This window comes from Amycolatopsis orientalis DSM 43388 (assembly GCF_000411975.1).
GTDB lineage: Bacteria > Actinomycetota > Actinomycetes > Mycobacteriales > Pseudonocardiaceae > Amycolatopsis > Amycolatopsis orientalis_D.
In genome coordinates this window covers 24,279-46,778 of sequence record NZ_ASXG01000092.1, presented here as the reverse complement: position 1 = coordinate 46,778, position 22,500 = coordinate 24,279, and the positions used below count along the sequence as shown (strand labels likewise).

22 protein-coding genes are annotated in these 22,500 nt (G+C 70.8%); 9 read left to right on the top strand and 13 right to left on the bottom strand.

The genetic code is table 11. The annotated features are described in order from the left end of the window. Positions 1-203: 203 nt before the first annotated feature. Positions 204-566: a hypothetical protein gene (locus L942_RS17985; protein ID WP_235079221.1), complete on the top strand. Its 363-nt coding sequence runs from the start codon at positions 204-206 to the stop codon at positions 564-566. Positions 567-720: 154 nt separating this feature from the next. On the opposite strand, the gene L942_RS17980 is transcribed toward L942_RS17985, so the two are convergent. The 3 genes from L942_RS17980 to L942_RS17970 are packed head-to-tail and all read right to left on the bottom strand — an operon-like array spanning position 721 to position 3,583. Continuing rightward, positions 721-1,512, bottom strand: a complete 792-nt coding sequence (locus tag L942_RS17980) for a carbon-nitrogen hydrolase family protein (protein WP_037361777.1) — start codon at positions 1,510-1,512, stop codon at positions 721-723. Then, positions 1,509-2,831: an MFS transporter gene (locus L942_RS17975; RefSeq protein ID WP_051166068.1), complete on the bottom strand. Its 1,323-nt coding sequence runs from the start codon at positions 2,829-2,831 to the stop codon at positions 1,509-1,511. The genes L942_RS17980 and L942_RS17975 overlap by 4 nt, the downstream gene beginning before the upstream one ends. Then, a complete protein-coding gene (locus L942_RS17970; RefSeq protein WP_037361775.1) occupies positions 2,828-3,583 on the bottom strand; it encodes an HpcH/HpaI aldolase family protein in 756 nt (251 codons plus the stop codon). The genes L942_RS17975 and L942_RS17970 overlap by 4 nt, the downstream gene beginning before the upstream one ends. A gap of 111 nt (positions 3,584-3,694) precedes the next feature. Here L942_RS17970 and L942_RS17965 point away from each other — a divergent pair, with 111 nt between their 5' ends. Both L942_RS17965 and L942_RS17960 read left to right on the top strand, forming a co-directional pair. Continuing rightward, a complete protein-coding gene (locus L942_RS17965; RefSeq protein WP_037361773.1) occupies positions 3,695-4,348 on the top strand; it encodes a GntR family transcriptional regulator in 654 nt (217 codons plus the stop codon). A 172-nt stretch (positions 4,349-4,520) separates the two neighbouring features. Next, a complete protein-coding gene (locus L942_RS17960) occupies positions 4,521-5,585 on the top strand; it encodes a hypothetical protein (protein ID WP_037361771.1) in 1,065 nt (354 codons plus the stop codon). A gap of 71 nt (positions 5,586-5,656) precedes the next feature. Here L942_RS17960 and L942_RS17955 read toward each other — a convergent pair whose 3' ends face one another. Further along, positions 5,657-6,514 carry a hypothetical protein gene (locus L942_RS17955; RefSeq protein ID WP_037361769.1) on the bottom strand — a complete coding sequence of 286 codons (858 nt, stop codon included), beginning with the start codon at positions 6,512-6,514 and terminating at the stop codon, positions 5,657-5,659. 238 nt (positions 6,515-6,752) lie between these two features. Between L942_RS17955 and L942_RS17950 the strand changes: the two genes are divergently transcribed. Next, positions 6,753-8,051 (top strand): DUF1800 domain-containing protein, encoded by a 1,299-nt coding sequence (locus L942_RS17950; protein WP_037361767.1) that lies wholly within the window; start codon positions 6,753-6,755, stop codon positions 8,049-8,051. Between the two features lie 6 nt (positions 8,052-8,057). Beyond that, on the top strand, positions 8,058-9,287 hold the full coding sequence (locus L942_RS17945; RefSeq protein ID WP_037361765.1) for a DUF1501 domain-containing protein: 1,230 nt from the start codon (positions 8,058-8,060) through the stop codon (positions 9,285-9,287). Here L942_RS17945 and L942_RS17940 read toward each other — a convergent pair. The 3 genes from L942_RS17940 to L942_RS17930 all read right to left on the bottom strand — a co-directional run bounded on the left by L942_RS17940 (position 9,276) and on the right by L942_RS17930 (position 11,992). Continuing rightward, positions 9,276-10,580, bottom strand: coding sequence for a sensor histidine kinase (locus L942_RS17940; protein ID WP_037361840.1), 1,305 nt, complete (start codon positions 10,578-10,580; stop codon positions 9,276-9,278). The genes L942_RS17945 and L942_RS17940 overlap by 12 nt on opposite strands. 5 nt (positions 10,581-10,585) lie before the next feature. Then, positions 10,586-11,266 (bottom strand): response regulator transcription factor, encoded by a 681-nt coding sequence (locus tag L942_RS17935; protein ID WP_037361764.1) that lies wholly within the window; start codon positions 11,264-11,266, stop codon positions 10,586-10,588. Between the two features lie 144 nt (positions 11,267-11,410). After that, positions 11,411-11,992 (bottom strand): TetR/AcrR family transcriptional regulator, encoded by a 582-nt coding sequence (locus tag L942_RS17930; RefSeq protein WP_037361762.1) that lies wholly within the window; start codon positions 11,990-11,992, stop codon positions 11,411-11,413. 122 nt (positions 11,993-12,114) lie between these two features. On the opposite strand from L942_RS17930, the gene L942_RS17925 reads away from it, so the two are divergent. Then, positions 12,115-13,278 carry an epoxide hydrolase family protein gene (locus tag L942_RS17925; RefSeq protein ID WP_037361760.1) on the top strand — a complete coding sequence of 388 codons (1,164 nt, stop codon included), beginning with the start codon at positions 12,115-12,117 and terminating at the stop codon, positions 13,276-13,278. Between the two features lie 251 nt (positions 13,279-13,529). Here the strand turns inward: L942_RS17925 and L942_RS17920 are convergent, their stop codons facing one another. Then, positions 13,530-14,051 (bottom strand): GNAT family N-acetyltransferase, encoded by a 522-nt coding sequence (locus L942_RS17920; RefSeq protein WP_037361758.1) that lies wholly within the window; start codon positions 14,049-14,051, stop codon positions 13,530-13,532. 49 nt (positions 14,052-14,100) lie between these two features. On the opposite strand from L942_RS17920, the gene L942_RS45455 reads away from it, so the two are divergent. Then, the gene (locus tag L942_RS45455) at positions 14,101-14,685 is read left to right on the top strand and encodes a CGNR zinc finger domain-containing protein (protein ID WP_235079220.1); all 585 of its coding nucleotides are present in this window, start codon (positions 14,101-14,103) and stop codon (positions 14,683-14,685) included. A gap of 28 nt (positions 14,686-14,713) precedes the next feature. Here the strand turns inward: L942_RS45455 and L942_RS17910 are convergent, their stop codons facing one another. From L942_RS17910 to L942_RS17905, 3 genes are all read right to left on the bottom strand, one after another. Further along, positions 14,714-15,241, bottom strand: a complete 528-nt coding sequence (locus tag L942_RS17910; RefSeq protein WP_037361756.1) for a hypothetical protein — start codon at positions 15,239-15,241, stop codon at positions 14,714-14,716. Next, complete coding sequence (locus L942_RS44325; RefSeq protein WP_158684486.1) at positions 15,238-15,384, bottom strand: hypothetical protein; 147 nt, start codon at positions 15,382-15,384, stop codon at positions 15,238-15,240. Before L942_RS44325 ends, L942_RS17910 begins: the two co-directional genes overlap by 4 nt. Positions 15,385-15,497: 113 nt before the next feature. Then, positions 15,498-16,523, bottom strand: a complete 1,026-nt coding sequence (locus tag L942_RS17905) for an Lrp/AsnC family transcriptional regulator (RefSeq protein WP_037361754.1) — start codon at positions 16,521-16,523, stop codon at positions 15,498-15,500. 131 nt (positions 16,524-16,654) lie between these two features. Between L942_RS17905 and L942_RS17900 the strand changes: the two genes are divergently transcribed. Both L942_RS17900 and L942_RS17895 read left to right on the top strand, forming a co-directional pair. Continuing rightward, entirely contained in the window at positions 16,655-18,112 is a 1,458-nt protein-coding gene (locus L942_RS17900) for an MFS transporter (protein ID WP_037361752.1), read from the top strand. Positions 18,113-18,123: 11 nt separating this feature from the next. Then, complete coding sequence (locus L942_RS17895; RefSeq protein WP_037361750.1) at positions 18,124-19,395, top strand: metal-dependent hydrolase family protein; 1,272 nt, start codon at positions 18,124-18,126, stop codon at positions 19,393-19,395. Positions 19,396-19,909: 514 nt separating this feature from the next. Here L942_RS17895 and L942_RS17890 read toward each other — a convergent pair. After that, positions 19,910-20,449, bottom strand: a complete 540-nt coding sequence (locus L942_RS17890) for a MarR family winged helix-turn-helix transcriptional regulator (protein WP_037361748.1) — start codon at positions 20,447-20,449, stop codon at positions 19,910-19,912. A 360-nt stretch (positions 20,450-20,809) separates the two neighbouring features. Further along, positions 20,810-22,396 carry a sialidase family protein gene (locus tag L942_RS17885; RefSeq protein WP_037361747.1) on the bottom strand — a complete coding sequence of 529 codons (1,587 nt, stop codon included), beginning with the start codon at positions 22,394-22,396 and terminating at the stop codon, positions 20,810-20,812. Positions 22,397-22,500 lie beyond the last annotated feature (104 nt).

Here is a 22,500-nt window from a genome sequence, read left to right as displayed (position 1 = left end):
CCGGGAGGGTCGCGCTCGGCTCGCACGGCGTCGTGACTGGAAGGTGCGGGGCGGAGGCTCCGTCCGGAGGGTCGCCGAGCATGGCGGGTCCGCGGTTGCGGCCTATGACCACGTCGGCGACCGGCTTTTGGTTGGTGCAGCACGACGTCCGGGCGGCGCTGAGTTCCGGGTATCGGCCGGGGCCGGAAGGTTTGCCTGGGGCGGTGGCTGCTGAGCGTGGGATGCTGGTCGCGGCGGGGGCTCGGTGTCGTGCGGAGGTGGTCGCGGTGTCGGTGCAGCCTGAGCGGGAGCGGGTCTCGGAGGCGGGGTGCTGGTGTTGCGGCGGTGCGTTTCCGGAGGCGGAGCTGGTGCGGTTGGGCAGTCATCCGGAGGTCGGGGTGTGCCTGCGGTGCGCGCGGTGGCTGCGGCGCCGGGCGGTCCAGCGGTTCGACGAGCGGCATCCTTCGCCGGCGGCGCTGGTGCGTGGCGGGATCCAGTCGGTTCGGGCCGCGGTGATCCGCAACGGCTGGCACCGGCGGGCCGCGGTCGGTGCGGTGCTGCGCTGGATCGACCGCCGTCTGCCCTAGCGGGCACTGCCGCGCAGGGATCTCCCCAGTCACAAATCCGCGGTCTGTTGAGGAAGCATCTTTATCGACGAGCTGATGCGCCCTGCGTGGTCGTGGGTAGACAACGACCACGCAGGACGCCAGGCACCGAAATCGGGGCCGATCGAGACGGTGCCTAGCGCGGCACTACCGAGAACCGCCGGAGTTCCAGCGCCGGGTTCTTCGCTCGTACCTCGGCGATCCGTTCCCGCGACACCTCGCCGACCGCGACGCCGGTCTGCTCGCCGAGCGAGGTGACGACGACGCCCATCGGGTCGACGAGCATGCTGGTTCCGGACCCGGTCGGCGTGGGCTGGCCGGTCGCGGCGACGTAGAGCGTGTTCTCGATCGCGCGGGCGCGGACGAGCGTGCTCCAGTGGTATTCCTTCATCGGCCCGGGCACCCATTCCGCCGGCAGCAGCACGACGTCCGCGCCCGCGTCCGCCAGCCGCCGGGTGACCTCGGGGAAGCGCAGGTCGTAACAGGTCTGCAGGCCGAAGCGGAGGCCGTCGACCTCGAACGTCTCCGGGTCGGCGATCTCGCCCGCGCGGACGACGTCGGATTCGCGGAAGCCGAAGGCGTCGTACAGGTGGATCTTGCGGTACACCGCCGTGACGCCGTCCGGTCCGGCCGCGACCAGGGTGTTGGAGATCCGCGAGCCGTCGAGGCGCTCGTTCATGCCGCCGACGATCGTGATCCCGCGGTCCTGGGCGAGCGTGCGCAGGCTCGTGACGAACGGGCCGTCGAGCGCCTCGGCGGAGTCGACGAACCGCTGGTCCATCGCCGGGACGGTGAACATCGCGTATTCCGGCAGCACCACCACGCGGGCGCCGCGGTCGGCCGCGTCGCCGGCCAGTTTCGCGATCAGCGTGCGGTTCGCGGCCTTGTCTTCTCCGGGCGCGTATTGCGCCAAGGCGACGTGGGTCATGCGATTTCCTTCCGGGGAGCGGCGGGCATGCGGTCGAGTTTGCCGAGCACGACGGTGTAGCAGAAGATCCCGGCGAGCAGCACGACGCCGGTGACGAGGAAAGCGCCGGCGAACGAACCGGTCACGTCCACGACCGCGCCGGTCACGATCGGCGCGGCGATGCCGATCAGGTTGGCCACGAAGTTGACCAGCCCGCCGAGCGTTCCCGAGCAGCCTTCCGGCGCGATGACCGCGACGATGCTCGACCCGGCGGGCACCGACACCGCGAGCCCGGCGGCGCCGATCGACAGGAACACCAGCGCCGCGGCGACCGATCCGGCGTAGGCGGCGCCGGCGACCGACAGCGAGACCAGCATGCTGACGACGAGCACGATCCGCCGCGCCTTGGTCTCGTCGCCGGTGCGGGCGATCAGCCGGTCCAGCACCATCCCGCCGACGAGGAACTGCGCGAGCACCGCGACCAGCCACGGGATCATCGTGTAGAAGCCGCCGGCCAGCAGCTTCACGCCGAACTGCTTTTCCAGGTAGCCGGGCAGCCAGGTCAGCAGCACGTAGTAGGCGTAGGTGTAGGACGCGTACCCGAGCGCGAGACCCCACGTCTTGCGGCGGCGCAGCAGGTGCCCCAGCCCGGCGAGAGAGTTCGGCGCCGGCGCGTCTTCGTCGTCCGCGCCGCCTTCGCGGAGATAGTCGAACTCCGCGGCGGACAGCCGCCCGCGCGCCAGTGCTTGTTTCGGTGTCAAGTAGAGCAGCCACCAGACGACGAGGTAGCCGACGCTCAGGAGGCCGGTGAAGACGAACGCGGCGTGCCAGCTGTAGGCCGTGACGAGAAACGCCATCAGGGGAATGCCGAGAACGTTGGACACCTTGGCGCAGCCGTCGAAGATCGCGGTCGCCCGGCCGCGCTCGGACCGGGGGAACCACTGGCCGATCGCCTTCCACCCCGCCGGGATGGTCGGCGCCTCGCCGAAGCCGAGCACCAGCCGCGACGCCATGAGCAGGCCGAGGCCGCCGGCCGACGCGGTCAGGAACGACGCGATCGTCCACAGCAGGGCGGCCGCGCGGTTCACCCAGCGGACGCCGATCCGGTCGATGATCGCGCCGATCGGCAGCTGCAGCACCGCGTACGTCCAGAGGAACGCCGAGGCGACCACGCCGAGCTGGGCCGCGGACAGGTGGAACTCGCGCATCATCTCCGGCCCGGCGATGGAGAGGTTGACGCGGTCGACGTAGTTGACGAACGACCCGACTCCGAGCACGCCGGCGATCGCCCAGCGGGTGCGGCCCGCGGTGCGGGTCCTGGTTCGCTGCGCGGTCGTCATCGCGCCCGCTCGGCGAGCGACACGGTCTCCTCGAAGGCGGCGGCGAGGCCGGCGGCGAGCGCGCCGTGCTGCATGGTGAGGGCGAGCTGGCCGGCGCCGTGGGCGAGCGCGAACTCCTTCTCCTCCTGGCTCCACGCGGGCAGGATCCACGGCTTCCCGGCCGCTCGGGCGGCGTCGGCGACGCGCTTGAGATCGGCGAAATCGCCTTCCTCGCGGGTGTAAGCGCCCCGCTCGCGGCGCAGGGAGAGGTCCGAAGGCCCGACGAAGACGCCGTCCACGGTGTCCAGCGCGAGGATCTCGGCGATGTCCTCGAGCGCACCGGCGTCCTCGATCATCGGCAGGCAGCGGGTGCCGCGGTCCTGCGCGGCGACCCATTCGTCGGTGAAGCCCCGGTAGCCGGTCGTGCGGCCGCCGGCGAAACTGCGGTCGCCCAGCGGCGGGAACTTCGCGAACGCCGTCACCGCCTTCGCGTGCGCCGCGTTCTCGACGTGCGGGATCACCACCGCGTCGGCGCCGAAGTCGAGGGCCTGCTGGATCGGGCCGCGCTCCGGGCCGAGGACCTTGGCGAGCACCTCGAGGCCGAGCCCGCGCAGGAACGGGACGAACCGCTCGAGGTCGGCCAGGTCGAACGCGCCGTGCTCGATGTCGAGGACGGCGGCGCCGTAGCCGATTCCGCGGGCGATCTCGGCGGCCGCGAACGACGGGTCGGAAAGCCAGACGGCGTAGCGCCGGTCGGCGGGGGCTGGGGACATCGGGGGAACCTCCTGCGCGCTCGAATCGGGAGCTCGGTGTGTGCACCGTGTATACACGATGGATATCTGTCGGTCCAGCGGCTAAGCTGGCTCTCGACCGAGGGGAGAGGCATGACCACCAGCGCACCGTCCGGCCCGGCCCGCGAGCGCGTGTACGCCTGGCTGCGCGACGGGATCATCGCGGGCGAGCTCGAAGGCGGGCGGTTCCTGGACGAGCACTGGGTTTCGGGCGTCGTCGGGGTGTCCCGGACCCCGGTCCGCGAGGCGTTCCACCGGCTGGAAGCGGAGCGCTTCATCAGCCTGCTGCCGCGCAAAGGCGCGCAGGTCCGCACCGTCACCGCGCGCGAGCTGGAGGAGGTCTACCAGAGCCGCAGGCTGATCGAGGGGCACGCGATCGCCGAGGTCTGCGCGGCCCGGGCGGGCGCGCCCGCCGAGATGGCCGGCCTGATCGAGGAGATGGAACGCGCCGGGAAAGCACGCGACTGGTTCGCGGTGTCCGGGCTGGACCGCTCGTTCCACCGGGCGATCGTCAACGCGGCGGGCAACACGGTGCTGACCGAGCTGTACGACACCCTGCGGTCCCGCCAGCAGCGGGTCGCGGTCCGGGCGATGGAAGCCCGGCCGGAGCGGCTGCCGGTGATCGACGCCGAGCACCGCGCGCTCGTAGCGGCGCTGGACGCGCACGACGCCGAGGAGGCGCTGAAGATCCTCAACCAGCACTTGCGCCCGGTGTCGGAGGTGGTCTCGGCGCTCGAGCGCGACTGACCGGCACGGAGGATCCGCTGGGCAGACGTTCACCGTCCGATATGGACGATTGTCCCGATCTCGGCTCGTCGTGGCGGTGCCGCAACGATTCCGGTGCCGACGAGCCCGTGCTGTAGCGATCATCGCGCGGTCAATGGAGTGCCGATCGGTTCGGAAAGCTACCGTCGGACGCATGACGGCAAGCATCCTTCTGCATCGCCGCGCACTGGGGAACCAGCTCGGCGTGGCCATGCTGTTCCTGTCGGTCGGCGGAGCGCTGATCGGCGGCGGCGTGCTCCTGCTGGGCGGGCTGTGGGGCACGGTCGGCGGGATTCTGCTGATCCTGGCGGGTGTGCCCTTCGTGCTGACTGTGCTGGTGCGGTTCCACGGCTGGCGCAGCCTCTTCTGGAAGGAAACGCTGGAGATCAGCGCGGACCGGGTCGCGGTCGCGCGCACGACGCCGGAGATCCCGGACTTCGCCGTCGACTGGAGCGAGGTAAGCGCGCTCGGGCTGTACGCCGGCACCGCCTACAACGCGACCGACGGCGTCCTGCTCTGCGCGCATTACCCGGACCGGCCTCCCCGGGTGGTGCGGCTGCCGCGCCGTCCCGAGGTCCTGGCGGCGATCGGCACCGCCACCCCGCCCGGGTGGAGCAACGAACCGGTCCCGGACTGGCCGGTGCGGATCGCCCGCCCGGGAACGCCGCCGCAGCAGGTGCCGGGACCTGGGCCGTCGGCTTTCGCCGTCATGCGGCTGATGACGAGGTCCAACCGGCTGCAGATCATCGCCGGGCTGGTCCTGGCCCTGGGCATCGGCGCGCTGCCGTGGCTGCTTCTGCTCGGCGGTCGCGACACCACGGCGCTGGTGGTCGTCGGGATCGTGCTTTCCCCGCTGCTGCTGCTCGCGGTCTACGGGATGTTCGCCCTGCCGACGGCCGTCGCGCAGACCTGGCTGACCCTCGATCGCGACGGCGTCGTCCACGAAGGCGTCAACGAGACGACCCGGTGCGAATGGGCTCAGCTCGCCCGGGCCTGGCTCGAGACCAGCCACGTCGACTCCGTCCAGGTCGGCATGCGCAGACGGGACGACGTCACGCTGCGGCTGTCCCTCAAGGGCGGCCGGTCGCTGAGCCTGGATTTAGGCGACCAGCCCGTTCTCGTCCCGTCCGTGAAAGCCGCGTTCGAGCGGTTCGCCGGCCCGGTCTGGCTCGGCGTCCGGGACAACGGCCGAGACCGGCTCACCGGCTTCCGCCGTTAGCCGCTCGCACGCTCGATCCGGTTCACCAAGCCCTTGTGCGCCTTCGCATTTCGCCGAGACGGCCCCACGCGTCACCCTGGGCTCGCGGGCGACGACCTCGGGGCGCCGGGCGTCCGGCGAACCGCGCTGCGCGTCTTGCGGCGCTGGACCAGGAACAGTGCCAGACCGGCGACCTCGATCAGCCCGAGCCCAGCGAGCCCGTAGAGCCCGCCGATGCCGTCGGCGAGCGCCGCGAGGAACGCCTGCCCGACGATCGCCATGAGGATCCCGCCGGCCCGGTCGAAGAGGCGGATCGGCTTCGGCGCCCTGCTGGTTCCGTTGTCGGTATGGCTGACCCAATACGGCCAGATGTCCGGGCGGACCACGTGAATGGCGGCCCGGACCGGCCAGAACAGCAGCAGCCGGAGCAGCCCCAGTGCCGCGGTGACGAACATCGCCAGCGGGATCAGCGGGATCAGCGGGATCAGCGGGATCAGCGTCCAGCCGGCGTAGACGTGGTTCGCGTCCGAGCCGCTGGCCCGCGCCGACAGCACCGCGCCGGCGCCGACCCCGGGGCCTTCCACTACGACGTCGTGGAGGACCACCGGATCGGTTGCCCGGTCCGAATGGAACGTGCCGGTGCAGGTCGTGCTCCGTCCGCTGGGCCGACACTCGTTGACGGTGACCGTGCCGGGAATCCCGCCGCCGCCGAATACGGCGACGAAGCTGCCGGAGACGGCGCCTGTCGCGAGGAACGCCGCGCAGAACCCGGCGAGCCCGGCGATGGCCAGGAACTTGCCGATCGAGGCCCAGAACCGGGGCCGGACCTGATGGGTGGTGAACATGCCGCCCCGCGGGGTCCGGCGCTGGGCGGAGAACTCGGCGAACTGCTGGTCGGTCAGCAGGCGGCGAGCCCGCTTGAGGTACGCCGGTTCCTTGGGGTGGGCCATAGCCCGCGATTGTGCATGATGCTGGTTGCGGAGAGGCCCGTTTCACGGCAGCCGCCGCGTACGAAGGCGCCGCCGGGCCGGAATTGGTCGCCTTTGCCCGGTGTCCGCCCGAATCCGGTACGACGGCTGCGCGAGGAGCCGGCCCGAGCCACGGTACGACCGAGCTGGAAGCTGTGGGTCCGCTGAAGGAACTCCCGCGCTGCTGGCGATCCGCCGCGCGGCTCCCGATGATCGGGGCATGGCGGTCATTTCCGAGCGCGCGGCGGTGCGTCGGCTGCACGACCGGCTGGGGTTCGGGCCCCGGCCGGGCGATCTCGACGCCGGATTCGCCGCGACCGCGGCGCGACTGCTGGCGACCGGGCCGGACGCGGGTGCGCAGGCGACGCCGCTTCCGGACGTCGGCGCTCCGCCGCCGCGGCCGGCGAAAGCGGACAAGACGGCGAAACAGCAAGCCGCGCAACAGCTTCAGACGCAAGCCTCGCATGCCGTGCTGTGGTGGCTGGACCGGATCGCGGCCGCGGACCTCCCCGCGGTCGAACGGCTGACCTGGTTCTGGCACGGGCATTTCGCGACCAGCGAGCAGAAAGTGCGCAGTCCGCGGCTGATGCTCGCGCAGAACCAGACCTTGCGGACGCTGGGCATGGGCAGCTTCACCCAGCTCGCCCACGCGATGATCGTCGACCCGGCGATGCTGCTGTGGCTGGACGGCAACAGCAACAAAGCCGGCAAGCCGAACGAAAACCTCGCACGCGAGTTCATGGAACTGTTCACCCTCGGCGTCGGGAATTACACCGAAACCGACGTCCGCGAAGCCGCGCGTGCGCTCACCGGCTGGACCGCGACCCGCGAGAACCCGGTCGCCCGGCTGGCTGCGCGCCGCCACGACGCGACGCCGAAGACCATCCTCGGCCAGACCGCGAATTTCGACGCCGGTTCGTTCGTGGACCTCGTGCTGTCCCGGCCCTCCTCGGCGCCGTACGTGGTCGGCCGGCTCTGGTTCCGGCTCGTCTCGGCGACGCCGCCGAGCGCGGACGCGCTGGCCCGGCTGGTCGCGGCCTACGGGCCGGGCCGCGACATCCGATCCTTGCTGACCGCGCTGGTCAAGGAGGACGCGTTCCACGACTCGGCGACGTCCCTGGTCAAGCAGCCGGTGGAATGGCTCGGCGGCCTGCTGCGCGCGCTCGGAGTGCGTCCGTCCGCGCTCGACGCGAAGGCGGGCACCCAGTTGCTGACCGGGTTGCGGGGGATGGGCCAGGTCCCGTTCGAGCCACCGAGCGTCGGCGGCTGGGCGGCCGGCGGCGCGTGGCTGACGACGTCGGCCGGGCTCGCCCGGCTGCATCTGGCGCAGCTCGTCGCGCAGCACGCCGACCTCGGCACGGTGGCGAAAGCGCAGGACAAACCGGCGGCGATGGGCGACCTGCTGGGCGTCGACGGGTGGTCCGAGCGGACGCGCGCGTGCCTCAACGGCGTCGCGAACGATCCTCGGCAGCTGGCGGCGATCGCGGCGTGCGCGCCCGAGTACGTGGTGAGTGGGTAGGAGACCATGAACAGATTGACCCGTCGGCGGTTCCTGTTCGCGAGCGGCGTGACGGCCGCCGGTGCGCTCGCGGCCGGTGCCACCCAGGTCGACTGGACACACCTGATGTCGGCGGCCCAGCAGACGCCGCTTGACCCGAAGGACGGTGTCCTGGTCGTCGTGACGTTGTACGGCGGCAACGACGGACTCAACACCGTCGTGCCCGCCGGCGACCGCGCCTACCAGAACGCCCGGCCGGAGCTGGCGTACCAGCCGAACGAAGTCCTCGACCTCGGCGACGGACTGGGCCTGAACCCGGGCCTGAAAGGCCTGAAAGGCTTGTGGGACAACAAGGAGCTGGCGATCGTGCGCGGGGTCGGCTACCCGAAGCCGGATCACAGCCACTTCCGGTCGATGGCGATCTGGCAGACCGCGTCGCCGGACAGTCCGGTGCCGACCGGCTGGCTCGGCCGGTGGCTGGACGCGTCCGGCGACGATCCGCTGCGCGCGCTGTCGGTCGAGCCGGTGCTCCCGCCGATGCTGGCGGGCGCGCAGACCGCCGCGGCGTCCATGCCGGTCGGCGGTCTGACCGTGCCGAAAGGCGCGCTGGGCAAGGCTTTTCAAGCACTGGGCGGCGCACAGCACGGCGAGGGCTACTGGCAGGCGAAGGCGGCGCGTTCGATCGCCGACCTCTACCGCGCCGAGCAGGTGCTGGGCGCGGCCGCGCACCCGGCCAAGGGCGCGCATCAGGCCAAGGGCGCGCACCAGGCCAAAGACGGTGCGCTGGCCGCGCAGCTCGACGTCGTCGCCGGGCTGATCGAAGCCGGGGTGCCGACCCGCGCGTATTCGGTGTCGCTGGGCGGTTTCGACACGCACGCCGACGAACGCGGCACCCAGCAGCGGCTGCTCACCGAGCTGGACGGCGCGCTGACGCCGTTCGTGCAGCGGCTCGGCCGCACCGACCGCGGCAAGCAGGCAGTCGTGCTGGTGTATTCGGAATTCGGCCGCCGGGTAGCGGCGAACGCCAGCGAGGGGACCGACCACGGCACCGCCGGTCCGGTTTTCGTCCTCGGCAACGGCGTGCGCGGCGGATTCCACGGCGATGAGCCGAGCCTGACCGACCTCGCCGACGGGGACCTGAAGGAAACCACCGATTTCCGCGACGTCTACGCGACCCTGCTGGCGCAGGTGCTCGGCACCGACCCGGGCCGGGTGCTGCCCGGCCACTCCGGCCGCCTCGAGGGGCTACTCGCCTAGGACCGGCTCCAGCCCGGACAGGACGAACCGCGCGCCGCCGCCGGGGCCTTCGACGCACCGGAGGTCGCCGCCGTGCGCTCGCGCGAAGCCGCGCGCGATGGGCAGTCCGAGGCCGGACCCGCCGGTGTCGCGGCCGCGGGCGTCGTCGAGCCGGACCAGCCGGTCGAAGATCCGTTCCCGGTCCGGTGCGGGGACGCCGGGTCCGGAGTCGGTCACCGTGCATCCGTCCGCGGTGACGTCCAGGGCGAGGCTGCCCTGTCCGTGCATCGCGCGCACCGCGTTGTCGGCCACGTTGGCCAGGATCTGGGTGAGCCGGTCCGCGTCGCCGCGGACGACAGTGTCCAATCCGGACACTTCGACCCGGATTTCCGGTGCCAGCACGGCGATCCGGTCGGCTTGCGCGCGGGCCAGCGCGAGCAGCGAGACCGGTTCGCGGGCGATCTCGGCACCGGCGTCGAGGCGGGCGAGGTCCAGCAGGTCGCTGACCAGTTTCCCGGCCCGTCGCGCCTCGCGGGCCAGCAGCAGTTGAAGCTGCGCGGTGTGCTCGGGGTCGCCGGAGGCCTGCACCAGTGCCTCCGCCGCCGCCTGAACCCCGGCGATCGGCGTCCGCAACTCGTGCGCGGCGTCGGCGACGAACTGGCGCGTCCGCTCCTCGGACGCCCGCGCGGTCCGCTCGGCGCCCTCCAGCGCGTCGAGCGCCGCGTCGAACGCTTCCGCCGCGCGGCCGAGTTCGGTGCTGGTCCGGGTGGGCGTCAATCGGCCGCCGCGGCCGCCGGACACGATCGAACGGGCGAGCCGGGTCATCGCGTCCAGCGGTGCCAGCGCCAGCCGGACGCCGACCAGCAGCAAAAGCGCGGTGGCGACGATCGCAGCGAGCCCGGTGATCAGCAGCAGCCTGCCGAGCCGTTCCTCTGCCCCGGCCACGATCGAATCGTCCGCGATCAGGGTCAGCTTCGCGCCGTCGATCCGCGGCGGACCGGTCAGCGTCGCCTTGACCTGCTTCAGCCGCGATCCGGCCGGCGGGACCGGTTCCCCGACGACCGTGCCGTCCGGCAACGCCAGCCGCCCGTGCACGCCGGTCGTCTCGACCCGGCGCAACAGGCTGGCCGGGCTGACGTTCTGCCGGGCGAGCTGCTGCGCGAGCTGGACCCGCCCGGCCAGCACCCGGTTCACGTCCTGTTCGGCCTGCGTGCGGAACACCGCGAACACGACGAACCCGACGAGCGCGAGGACCGCGATCAGCACGAGCAGCGAGGTGACGGTGACCCGGCGGTACAGCGAGCCCGTCTTCATCCGGCTCACGGACTGTCCCCGCGCAGGACGTAGCCTTGGCCGCGCACGGTGTGCAGCAGTCGCGGGCCGTGCGCTTCGAGTTTCCGCCGCAGCGTGCTGACATTGACCTCGACGAGATTCGCGCTGTACTCGTCGTAGCCCCACACCGCGCTCAGGATCTGGGCCTTCCCGATCACCCGGTCGCGGTGCGCGGCGAGATACGCCAGCAGCTTCCACTCGGTGACCGTCAGCTCGACCTGTTCGCCGCGGTAAAGCGCGAGCCCGGCGTCCAGGTCCACCACCAGATCGCCGATCTCGACCGCCGGCTGCGCACGACCGGTCCGGCGCAGCACCGCGGTGACCCGCGCGACCAGTTCGGCCAGCACAAACGGCTTCACGAGGTAGTCGTCCGCGCCTTCGCCGAGCCCGCGAAGCCGGTCCTCGACGCCGTCCCGCGCGGTGAGCATGACGACTCCTGCCGCGCAATTCCGTCGGACGACCCGCAGCAGCGCGAACCCGTCGCGCCCGGGCAGCAGCACGTCGAGGACGACCAGATCGGGCCGGAAACGGGCTAGTTCCGCCTCGAGCTGTTCGCCGTCGGGCAGCGCCCGCACCGCGAACCCCGCCGCTCGCAACGCGACTTCCACCGAAAGCCGGATCGCTTCGGCGTCCTCGACGACGAGGATACGCGGTTCGCCCTGGACCATGGCCGAAGTCTAGGCGCCCGCGCCGGGCCAGCGGTGGCGAACGGGGTCGCCTGCGCCGGAATCCGTTGTCGTGGGATCGACGGGAAGCGCGGGATCGGGCGAAGTTGCCCGGCAGTGCCCGGTCGAACGCGGCCGCGGGGGTGTTCAGCCGCTCCGCGTGTGCGGGCTGTCCGCGAGGAATTTCGCCCGCGCTTCGGGAACGCCCAACATGAGCAGGCTCGTCACGGTCGCCGCGCCGACGCCGAGCGTTCCCCGCGACAGGTCGTTGTCCGCGATGGCGAACACGGCGGCGTAGGCGACCTCGCTGAGCACGTCCGCGGGAAGGTGCTTGCCGAACAGTTCGCTGTCCTGGCCTCGTTCCACGAGTTCGGCGAGCATCTTCTCGACCGGTCCGAGGATGGAGTGGATCTCCTCTCCGTACTCGCCGCGGCGAAGCGCCACCAGCACCCGGTAACGGTGCGCCAACGGCCAGAGGCGGGCGATGAACCCGGCCCACGCCTGGTCGGCCGCTTCGTGGGCGGCGGTGATCTCGGCCAGTACGGCGGCGATCTCGCTCACGGCCCGCTGCGTGAGTGCCGCCACGAGGTCGGCCCGGGAAGGGAAGTAGCCGTAGACGGTGCGGCGGACCACGCCGGCCGCGGAGGCGACGTCGCCCATGCTCGCGTCCGGGTTCTTCCCGAGGATCTCGAGCGCGACGTCGAGGATCCGTTCCCGCGTGTCCTTCATGCCGCACGTCCCGAGGTCTCCATTCGGGTCATTCTACGATTGCACACCGGTGTGCAATCGCGTAGCTTTGCACATGGGTGTGCAAACAGGTTGCAGCACCACGACCCGAGGAGAACCGGACGATGACCGCACCGGCCGCCGCGCCATCGGACCTGGTCCGCCCGTTCCGCGTCGCGCTCCCGGACGCCGCGATCGCGGACCTCAAGCAGCGGCTGGCCCGGACTCGCTGGCCGGATCCGGAAACGGTCCCCGACTGGTCGCAAGGCGTCCGCGTGGAGAACGCCCGATCGCTCGTCGCCTATTGGGAACGACACTACGACTGGCGCCGGTTCGAGTCGGAGCTCAATCGCTTCCCCCAATTCCTCACTGCGATCGACGGGCTGGACATCCACTTCGTCCACGTCCGGTCCAAGAATCCGGACGCGCTGCCGCTGATCCTCACCCACGGATGGCCGGGCTCGATCGCCGAATTCCTGAACCTGATCGGCCCGCTCACCGACCCGGTCGCGTTCGGCGGCGCCGTCGAAGATTCCTTTGACGTCGTCATTCCGTCCCTGCCCGGATTCGGGTTCTCCGGCAAGCCGGCCGCAACGGGCTGGACGGTGTCGCGCATCGCCGCCGCATGGGCGGAACTGATGCGGCGTCTCGGCTACGACAAGTGGGCGGCGCAAGGCGGTGACTGGGGTTCGGTCGTGACCACCGCTCTCGGCGCCATGCGACCCGAGGGGCTGCTCGGAATTCACTTGAACACCCCCTACGCTTTTCCCGCGCAAATCCCGGAAACGCTGTCTCCCGACGAGCGCGAGGCCGTAGACGGACTCGCCCGCTACACCGGCGAACTCGGCGGATCGAACCACCTTCAAGGCACGAAACCGGAGACCGTCGGATTCGCCCTGGCGGATTCCCCGGCCGGCCAGGCAGCCTGGATCTACGAAAAGTTCCAGTCCAAGACGGACAACCGCGGCCTCGCCGAGGACGCGCTCCGCATCGACGACATGCTGGACGCGATATCGCTCTACTGGTTCACCAACAGCGCCGCGTCGTCCGCCCGCATCTACTGGGAGAACCGATCGGCCAGCATGGCCGGCCCGAAACTGACCCTGCCGGTCGCGGTGACCGTGTTCCCGCGAGACATTCCGCGCCTGCCGCGAAGCTGGATCGAAGACACCTATTGCAATTTGATCCACTACGGCGAGGCCAGCAAGGGCGGACATTTTCCGGCTCTCGAACAGCCCGAGATCCTGATCAGCGAAATCTGCACCGGGCTGAGGAGTCTCCGCGGATAGCAAGAGCTTGCTGAGACATCGGCGGGCGGGGACGGCGCGACGCCTGCCGGGCAAACCCGTTGCAGGAGAGTGAAGGCCGGGTTCCGAGGGGCGACCGATCGGCGTCGGTGCCGCTAGGGCAGGGCAGTCCGCCCCCAGCGAGGGGAACGGCTCGGCGATACCGCTTCAGCGCACCCGCCTTCCAGGTTGTCCAAGGCCGCTTGGATCGATGCGGACTTCCCGCTGATGGCCGGCACGGCTGCTGTCGCGGCTTACGGGTTGTCCGCTGCGCCGGGGCGAACGGTTTTGACGTAGCGGTGCACCGGAACGGGCACGGTGCCCTGCCGGGTCGGGGCTCGGTGCAGGACCGGTCCGGCGTCGTGCCAGCCGGCTCGTTCGTAGAGGCGTCGGGCGGTCGTGTTGGCGGGGACCACAGCCAGCCACGCTTCCTGGTTTGTTTTCGCGATCATCCGTTCGGCGGCGTGGAGCAGGGCGGACCCGACACCGGCGCCTCGCGCGGCCCGGTCCACGGCGAGTTGGATCACCTCTCCGTCGCCGGTTCCGACGATGACCAGTCCGAGCAGGTTCGTCCCGCCGTCGGTGGCGACCACGGTGGTGCTCAGGTGGTCGGCCGCGAAGGTGGTGAAGTGCCGGGAATCGCGTGCTGCCATGAGTTCGTCCGGCACGCGGCCGCGGTGCCCGTCGAGCCAGGCGGCTTCCCACGCGGCGGCGATGCGGGGCAGGTCGGCCGGCTCCGCCGGACGCAGGACCGGCGCGGGCGAGGTGCGTGGCATGAGCTGCCCTTCCGTCGATCTGCGTCACTGCCGTACGGTGAATACGCCAGTGACAGTACTGAACGGGGAGGCGGGCGATCAAGTGCGTTTGGACGTCTGGGCCGACACCGGGCTGCTGGTCGCGCTGGATCTCGTCAACCGCCTGCACCCGGACGCCAGCGGCGGCGTCGCGGCGCTGGCCGACGTCCTTGCGGTCGACCCGCCGTCGGCGGCTCACCTGACGGCCCGGGACCTGCCCGGATTCGCCGAGCTCGCTGGTGAATTGAGGGCAGTATTGGACAATTTGCGTGCCGGGGACGAGGACAGTGCCGCGGTCCGGCTCAACACGTTGCTCTCGGCGTATCCGGCCCATCCGCATCTGGCGCGGGAGGAAGGGCGCTGGCGTCTGCACCACCACCCGGCCGAAACATCGCTCGTGCCCATGTGGTCGGCGATCTGCGCCGAAGCCCTTGCCCGGTTCCTCGCCGGCGGCCACGCGAGCCGGGTCGGCGCGTGCGAGGCGCGGGGTTGCGGCCGGCTGTTCGTCGACACCAGTCGCAACCGCATCCGCCGTTTCTGTTCGACCGCCTGCCAGGACCGGGTCAAGACCGCGGCAGCGCGTCGCCGCGGAGCCGCCCGGAACGCTCAGCGCTGAATCGCATCGCTGGGGACGGCCGACGAACTCAGGCCGAGACCAGGCTCGTGACGGCCCAGGTGACGCACGCGACTCCGGCTATCTCGAGAAGGATCGCGACGAGCAAGGTCCGTGCGGTTTGGATATTGAGCGCACGCGAGTTCTGAAGAACGGTCAGCCTGGTTTTGGCCACTTCCCTTTCCGCGTAGAAGGAAGGCGCGTTCCAGTACCGGTCCTCGGCGATCAACGGGGTGAGGTTTTTCAGCGCGATCGCGTCGCTTCGGCGCGGAGCGTTCGTGAAGATCCCCGCGGCCGCGGCAAGCGCCAGAAATGCGGCCGCCAGGTACAACGGGAGCTTCACCGCACTGGGAAGGATGAAGTTCTGCGCTTTCGTCGACAGTGCGGAGAGCCCGAAAAGCAGCGTGACGAGAGTTCCCGAGGAACTGATCACCGCGAGTCCTCGGACCTGCAGGGCACTCGCGTTCGCGCGCACATTGTCGATCTCTTTGTCGATCAGGTTCGCGATAACGGATCCGGAGGTTTTTTCGCTGCTCGCCGGCTCGGACCCGGTGGTCATTCGTCGCGGTCTTCCGCGGGGTCAGGGTTGATGCCCCGGTCGAGGACTTTCTCGGTCCCGATGGTCGGGTAGGCGAACTCCGACGGAGGCGGCGGCACGGCCGGGGTCGGCGGGGTGGTTTCTTTGCGGTCATCGTCGGACACGGCGTCCTCCGGGGTTCGGCAGTGCCGGATCGTGCGGTGATGAGTCGCTGTCCCGCGGCGTTCCGTTACGCCGAGGCAGAGCCAGCACCTCGGCGGCGGTTCGGACGGCAGGGTCAGACCGGCTCTGTCTGGTCTTCGACCGGCAAGGGCAGCCCGCTGGTTCGTCCGCTGTCGTCGAGCACCACCTGCAGCCGTTTGAACGAGCGGAGGCAGAACGCGCGGTCGATGATCTCCGCCTCCGGCGCGGCCTGGGCGACCGCGCGTTCGAACTGGTGCAGTTCGCGCACATCGCGCAGCCAGGCGAACAACATCAGGTTGCTGCGCCCGGTCGTGGTCAGGCAGGCGCGGATCACGGGGAGCACGCTGAGGGTGCGCGCGACGCTGTCGAGCGCGCCGACCGGCGCCCGGGCCCACAGGATCCCGGTCTGCGGCCAGCCCGACACCTGCTGGGAAATCTCGCACCGGAACGTCGCCCGGTTCTCCGCGACAAGCCGGTTCAGCCGGCGACGCGCGGTCGCTTCGCTGATCCCGAGCTGCCGGGCGAGGTCGGTCGCCGACCGGCGGCCGTTCGCGGCGAGCGCGCGGACGATGCGCTGATCCTCCGGGCTGGCCGGGCCGCCGCCCGGGGCCGCGGCCGGGCGCGGGCAGGCGGCCTGCAGCGCGTCCCGTTGCGACGGGGACAGGGCGCGCAGCCGCCATTCGCCGGCGTCGCTGTATTTGCCGGTGACGATCTCGGCTCTGGTCGCGGCGATCCCGTCGAGCGTGGCGAGCGAATCCGACACGTAGTGCGACACCGCGGCGGGATCGGCGCCGACCACGCTCGCCACCAGCGAGCGCGATCCGGTGGTGTGGTGCACGCTGACGACCTCCTGGTGCCGGACCAGCTGCTCGGCGACCTCGGTCAGCTGCGTTCCGGCGACCTCGATCTCGAGGTAGGCCATCACCCGGTCCGGATGCGGCAACGCGAAGTAGCAGCTCACCCAGGCCAGCCCGGCGGCCTCCAGCCGTTCCCAGCGGCGCGCGACGGTCACCGGGTCCACGTCGAGCACCCGGCCGAGCACGCTCCAGGACGCCCGCGGGCGGATTTGCAGGCAGTTGATGATCAACAGGTCGAGCTCGTCGACGGAATTCTGCGCCATCGGTTTCCTCCTGTCCGCAGAATCCGCCACAACCGGCCCGCGATGACGGATATCGGAGATTCTACGGCCGGATCGTGTTCGGCTCCGACACTTGTCGCCACAGATCCCACGTCCCCACGCGAGGAGCGGCGATGAGCTTTTCGACCCCCCGTCTCGGCCGGCCGAAGACGTCCGGTCCGCGGGTTTCCGCAGGCAGCCCCGGCCTGCGGTCCGTGGTCGGTTTCCTGGTCTGCGTCGAACTGGTCAGCGGGATGCTCCAGGGCTATTACGGCCCGCTGCTGGCCGGCTTCGGCGCGGCCCTGCACGTCGGCGCCGGCCCGTTGAACTGGTTCTCCAGCGTGCACCTGCTGGCCGCGGCGGTCTGTGTGCCCGTTTTCGCCGCGCTGGGCGACCACTTCGGCCACCGGCGGCTGCTGAGCGTCGCGGTGTGGGCGGTCGCGGCCGGCTCCCTGCTGATCGTCGTGGCCCCGGCGTATCCGGTGGTGCTGCTCGGCCGGGCGTTGCAGGGGCCGCTGGCCGCGTGGATCGCCCTCGAAATCGCTTTGGTGCGCGACAAGGCGAGCGGGCCGCGGGCGGATCGCGCCATCGGCCTGCTGGCCGGTTCGCTCACCGCCGGGCTCGTCCTCGGCGGGCTCGTCAGCGGCCCGCTGGAAGCGCTCCTCGGCGGGGTGCGGGCGGCGCTCGCCGTGCCGGTCGTGCTGAGCGCGTTGTGCGGTCTGGTCACGAAATTCCTGATCCCGGAGTCGTCGACGCGTTCCGTGCGGAAGATCGACTGGACGGGCGCGGCCGGCCTGTCGGTCGCGCTGGCGCTCGTGCTGCTGGGCCTGTCCCAGGCCAGCCGGACCGGCTGGGGCGCCGGGTCGACGATCGCGGCGCTGGGCAGCGGAATCGTCGTGCTCGCCGGCTGGGTCTGGTGGGAGCGGCGGGTGCCCGGACCGCTCGTGGACATGCGGTTGTTCGCGAGCCGGGCGATGTGGCCGGCGATGCTCGCCACGCTCCTTTTCGGCGTCTGCTTCTTCGGCAACCAAGTCCCGCTCGTCACTTTCCTGGCCACGAAACCCGCGGTGGCGGGCTACGGTTTCGGGCTGTCGGCCAAGGCGACTTCGCTCGTGCTGGCACTGAATTTCCTGGCCGCGGTGGCGGGATCGACGGTATACGGCCGAATCGCGACCCGTGTCGGGACGCGCGGGGTGCTGTCGACCGGAATCGGCCTTTCCGCCGCGGGCTTCCTGAGCATGGCGCTGCTGCACGGCACGCTCGGCGAGGTGCTGGCCGCGCTCGTCGCGACCGGGCTGGGCATGGGCCTGCTGCTCGCCGGACTCCCCGCGTACCTCTCGGGCGCCGCCCCCGCGGACCAGGTCGGCATCGCGTCCGGGACCTACAGCACGGTCAAGGTGCTCGGCGGTTCGGTCGCGACGGCGGTCGTCGGCACGCTCCTTTCGAGTTTCCTCTCCGATGGGGCAGAAGGCCCCGCGGAGACCGGATACACGGTCGTCTGGACCGTGTGCGCCGGGTGCGCGGCGCTGGGCCTGCTGGTCCTGGCGCTGGCCTGGGCCCGGCGCGAACACTCCACCCCCCACGAGAAATGAGGACGCCTTCCATGCGCAACGGCGGGACCATCCGGCTGGTCAACGTGCGGATCATCGACGGCACCGGCGGCGCGCCGGTCGAGCACGGCGAAATCGTCGCGACCGACGGGCGGCTGACCTACGTCGGACCGCGCCGGGAGCACCCGGACGGCGCGACCCCGGTCCGCACCCTCGACGGCGGCGGCCGCACCGTGCTGCCCGGCTTCTTCGACACCCACGTCCACGTCACACTGTCCATTGAGGACGGACCGCGCGCGGTCGTCGCCGATGCCGGCAGCTACGCGGCATACAAGACCGCGCAACGGCTCCGCGCGACGCTCGACGCGGGAATCACCACGATCCGCGACCTCGGCGGCCTCGACCACGGCGCCCAGCGCGCGCTCGACGAGGGCCTGCTCGCCGGCCCGCGCGCCCGCATCGCCGTCGCGGTGCTGTCGCCGACCGGAGGGCACGCGGACCTGACCCTGCCCAACGGCCGCGCGATGCCGCTGGCGGAGCCGTCCGGCCTCGGGGTCGTGGACACCGACGAGGACGTCGTCACGGTGGTGCGCCGGCTGATCCGCTCGGGCGCCGACGTGATCAAGGTGTGCACGACCGGCGGCGTGTCGAGCCCGACCGACCAGCCGGACGACCTCGGGATCCCCGAACGGCAGATCGCGTTGATCCGCGAAGAGCTCGACCGGCACTCCCGGCCGCGGCAGATCGCCGCGCACGCACAGGGCTCCGCCGGGATCCTGGCCGCCATCCGCGGCGGCGTCGACAGCGTCGAACACGGCTACGAGATCAACGACGAAGGCATCGATCTCATGCTGGAAAAGGGAACCTGGCTCGTCCCGACCCTCAGCGCGGCCCTGCGCGTGCCGGACCCGGCGCTCGTTCCGCCGTACCTGTACGAAAAGAAGGTCCGATGGTCGGCCAAGGCCCGCGAGAACGTGGCGAAAGCCTTCGCCGCCGGGGTAAAGGTCGCGCTCGGCACCGACGTCGGCGTGTGCCCGCACGGCCGGAACCTGCTCGAACTGGCGCACATGGTGGAACTGGGCATGTCCCCGTCCGACGCCATCGTCGCGGGCACCGCCAACGCCGCCCGGCTGCTCGGCCTTGCCGACGACCTCGGCACCCTGGAAGCGGGCAAACTCGCCGATCTCGTGGCGGTTTCGGGTGATCCGCTGAAGGACATCTCCCTGCTTGCCGACCCGGATTCGGTGGAACTGGTGATCAAGGAAGGCGTGATCGAGAAGGACCTGATCACTGCGGGACCGGCGGGGCTGGCGCGCAGCGCATGACCGTCCAGTGTCGTTCGGGGACGTCGTAGCCCTCGCGAGTTCGTCCGGCGTTTCGTCGGCGTGCTTGTCTCACTGTCGACGCCGTGGCCCCGCGGAGACGATCTCCGCGGGGCGACGGCTCTGCGCGGTCTTGCAGGCGGTAGGACTGGAGTTCGAGGGTGAGCGGTAACGGATAGCTGGTCTGTGTGTCTCACCCGAGAGCAGGCCGAGGCCGATCGAGCCGTCGCAGGCCAGGCCGTTGGAGCCTCCGTCGTCGGTGCGGGCGGTGGTGCCGAATTCGTGGTCGGTGCCGTCGAGGGCGGCGCGCCGGGTGTACTCGGGGAATGGCCAGTTCCGCGACCCCGCCCGGCCGAGTCCTGCCTTTGAGCGAAAGGCCTTCCGCGGCGGGCTTCATCAGTGTTCTCGATACCGATGACGGGCTGTGAAGCACGGACTGGGTCTCGGAACGAAGGCGTTGCGAGGAGTGGCGCCGTCCGGGTTCAGCGGGATGCCGCGTTCTGCAGCGGGCGCGACCCTACGCCCGCCGCTGGACGTCCTTGGTCTGCATCAGTTTGGTGAGCAACCCGATCAGCTGGCTCCGCTCGTCCGCGGTGAGCGTTGCCGCCCAATGCTGTTCTCCCGCGTTGTAGGACGCGAAGCAGCGGGCGAACGTCTTCTGTCCTTCCGGGGTCAGGCGCAGCAGCACAGTCCGCCGGTCTTCCCGCGACGGTTCCTTGCCGACGAGGCCGTTCGAGGCCAGGTTCTCGATCGCGGCCGAGACCGCCGCGCGGCTCATGCCCGACAGTGCCGCGACCCGGCGCAGTTCCAGCGGGCCGGACGCCGACAGCACCAGCAGCAGCCGCAGGCCGGTGCTGCTCAGCTGCGCGGATTCGTTCAGCTTGATTTCGCCCAGGCGTGCGTGCAGGTCGTAGGACAGCAGGTCGGTCGCCCGGTGCAGGGTCATCACCAGCCGCATCGCGTCCGGGTCGACCTCGGGCAGGGTTTCGCTCACTGAACGGACCGCGTGGTCGACGAAGGTCCAGTAATCCGGTTCGGCGCTTTCGGGCTCCCTCACGCCTCTCGATCATGCCAGATTCCCCAGGATTGTCAAAGCTTGAACGTCAAAGCATTGACAATCTTCGGGAGACATTTACGTTCAAGTCCCAGAACGGAAGCTGGACCTCGGACACGTTGACCGCGACTAGCGGAGGTTACGCGAATGCGACCGCTACGGTCACGAAGAACTGACCTCGGCAGCAGCGCATGCCGTTGCCCGGACTGCCATGTCGCGGAGAACGGACACCGTCCCGGTTGGGCAGAATTCGCGCCGCAGTGCGAGCAGGCCGCCTTCTTGGTAGGACGGCGAGCCTGCTCGCACTGCGTGGACGGACCTACGTGCCGGGCACCGGGACAACGGCTGCCGCGGCGGGTGTGGTCAGTGCACCGTGTTGCTGAAGATGTCCGTGCGGCCGGATGTCGCGATCGGCTGGGACATCCCGTAGAACGGCGTGAACCCCGTGCCTTGCCGGGCGAGGCCGGTGTAGTCGCCCAGGAAGTAGCCGCCGGCGTCCGGGGCGGTCGTGTAGTCGAACGAGCCGGTGGTGCTCAGCCTGGTCTGGCCGCCGGCGGTCCACGACGCGGGGTTGGCGCAGTCGGTCGTGGTGGCGTGGCAGTGCACGACGTAGGCGTCGGTCAGGCCGGGCTGGGCGGTGGTCGCGTTCTGCAGGTCGTAGTAGGTCAGGCCGACCGTGCCGTCGGACGAGACCTGGATCTGCGGCACGAAGGCCGGGGTGCCGCCGGGCGACTGGTCGGCGCGGATGGTGGTGCTCCAGGTCAGGCCGCCGTCGGTGGACTGCGCGAAGGCGATCTTCGAGGTGCCGTTGGCGAACCGGCCGTCCTGCCAGACCGCGTAGAGCGCGCCGGTGACCGGGTTCGCGGCGAACTCGGGCAGGTCGTCGCTGGAGCGGACCGGGTGTCCGGCGATCGACACGGGAGCGACCTGCTGGACGTCGATTCCGACGGCTGCGGACCAGGTCGCGCCGCCGTCAGTGGAGCGGACCAGCGCGGCGGTGGAGGTGGAGTTGCCCGCACAGTGCTGTCCGCCGTGCGTGTACAGGCACTTGCCGCCCTTGTTGGTGATCAGGTCGAAGCCGTCGATCAGCACGCCTTTCGCCGGGCCGGTGGTGGGCACGACGATCTGGTTGCCGATGGTCTGGTCGTTCTGCCCGGGGTCGAAAATGATCCGCCCGGTGCTCCAGGTCGCGCCCCGGTCGGCGGTCGAAGAGAAGTACGACGGGCCGCGGTAGGCGATGCTGTGCAGGTACGCGTCGGGATTGGCGTGCGACTGCGGGGAGACGAGCTGGTCCCAGACCGCGTACGCGCTGGCGGCCTTGAACGGGTCGGCGGTCACCGATTCCTTGTCGTTGAGCACGGTGTCCGACCGGTCGACGCGGGCGGTGACGGGTTGCTGCCAGGTGGTTCCGCCGTCGAGGGAGCGGCTGATCATGATCGAGCTGGCGCCGCCGAACGCGGGACCGCCGGTGTCGAAGGAGTCGGCGATCGAGTAGACGACCTTGCCGTCGGCGGAGAAGCTGACCCACGGGTCGGTGGAGCGCATGAAGTAGCCGGGCGAGCCCGGCGCGGCACCGGCGCAGCGCGAGAACGCCGGTTGCGCCGCGGCGAGCGACCAGGACGCGCCGCCGTCGTGCGAGACGACGTTCGTCAGGCCGTTCGAGCCGCCGTCGTTCCAGCGGTCCTGCTGGAACGAGCCGACCAGGTGGTCGGAATCCGTCGGGTCCGCCGCGACGTGCGGTTCCACTTCGGCGCCGGGGTAGTTGACGCTGCCGGCCGCGGTCTGCTGGGCGACGAGCGCCGAACACGCGCCGGCGAGCGGATGGTCGGGCGACTGGACCGGCGCCGAGGCGGCGAGCGGGCCGGCCGAAGCCAGTCCGGCCCCGGCGATAACGGCGAGCACGCTGGAGCCCAGCACGAGCGCGCGACGGGAGGAACGAGACGCAGTCATCGTGACACCTCTCCGTGGGACGGGGGAGACGGTCCGCGCGGTCCCACGTCGGAGGCGGACCATGGGGGAGTCGTTCGCCGGAGCCGACGTTGTTACATGATCGC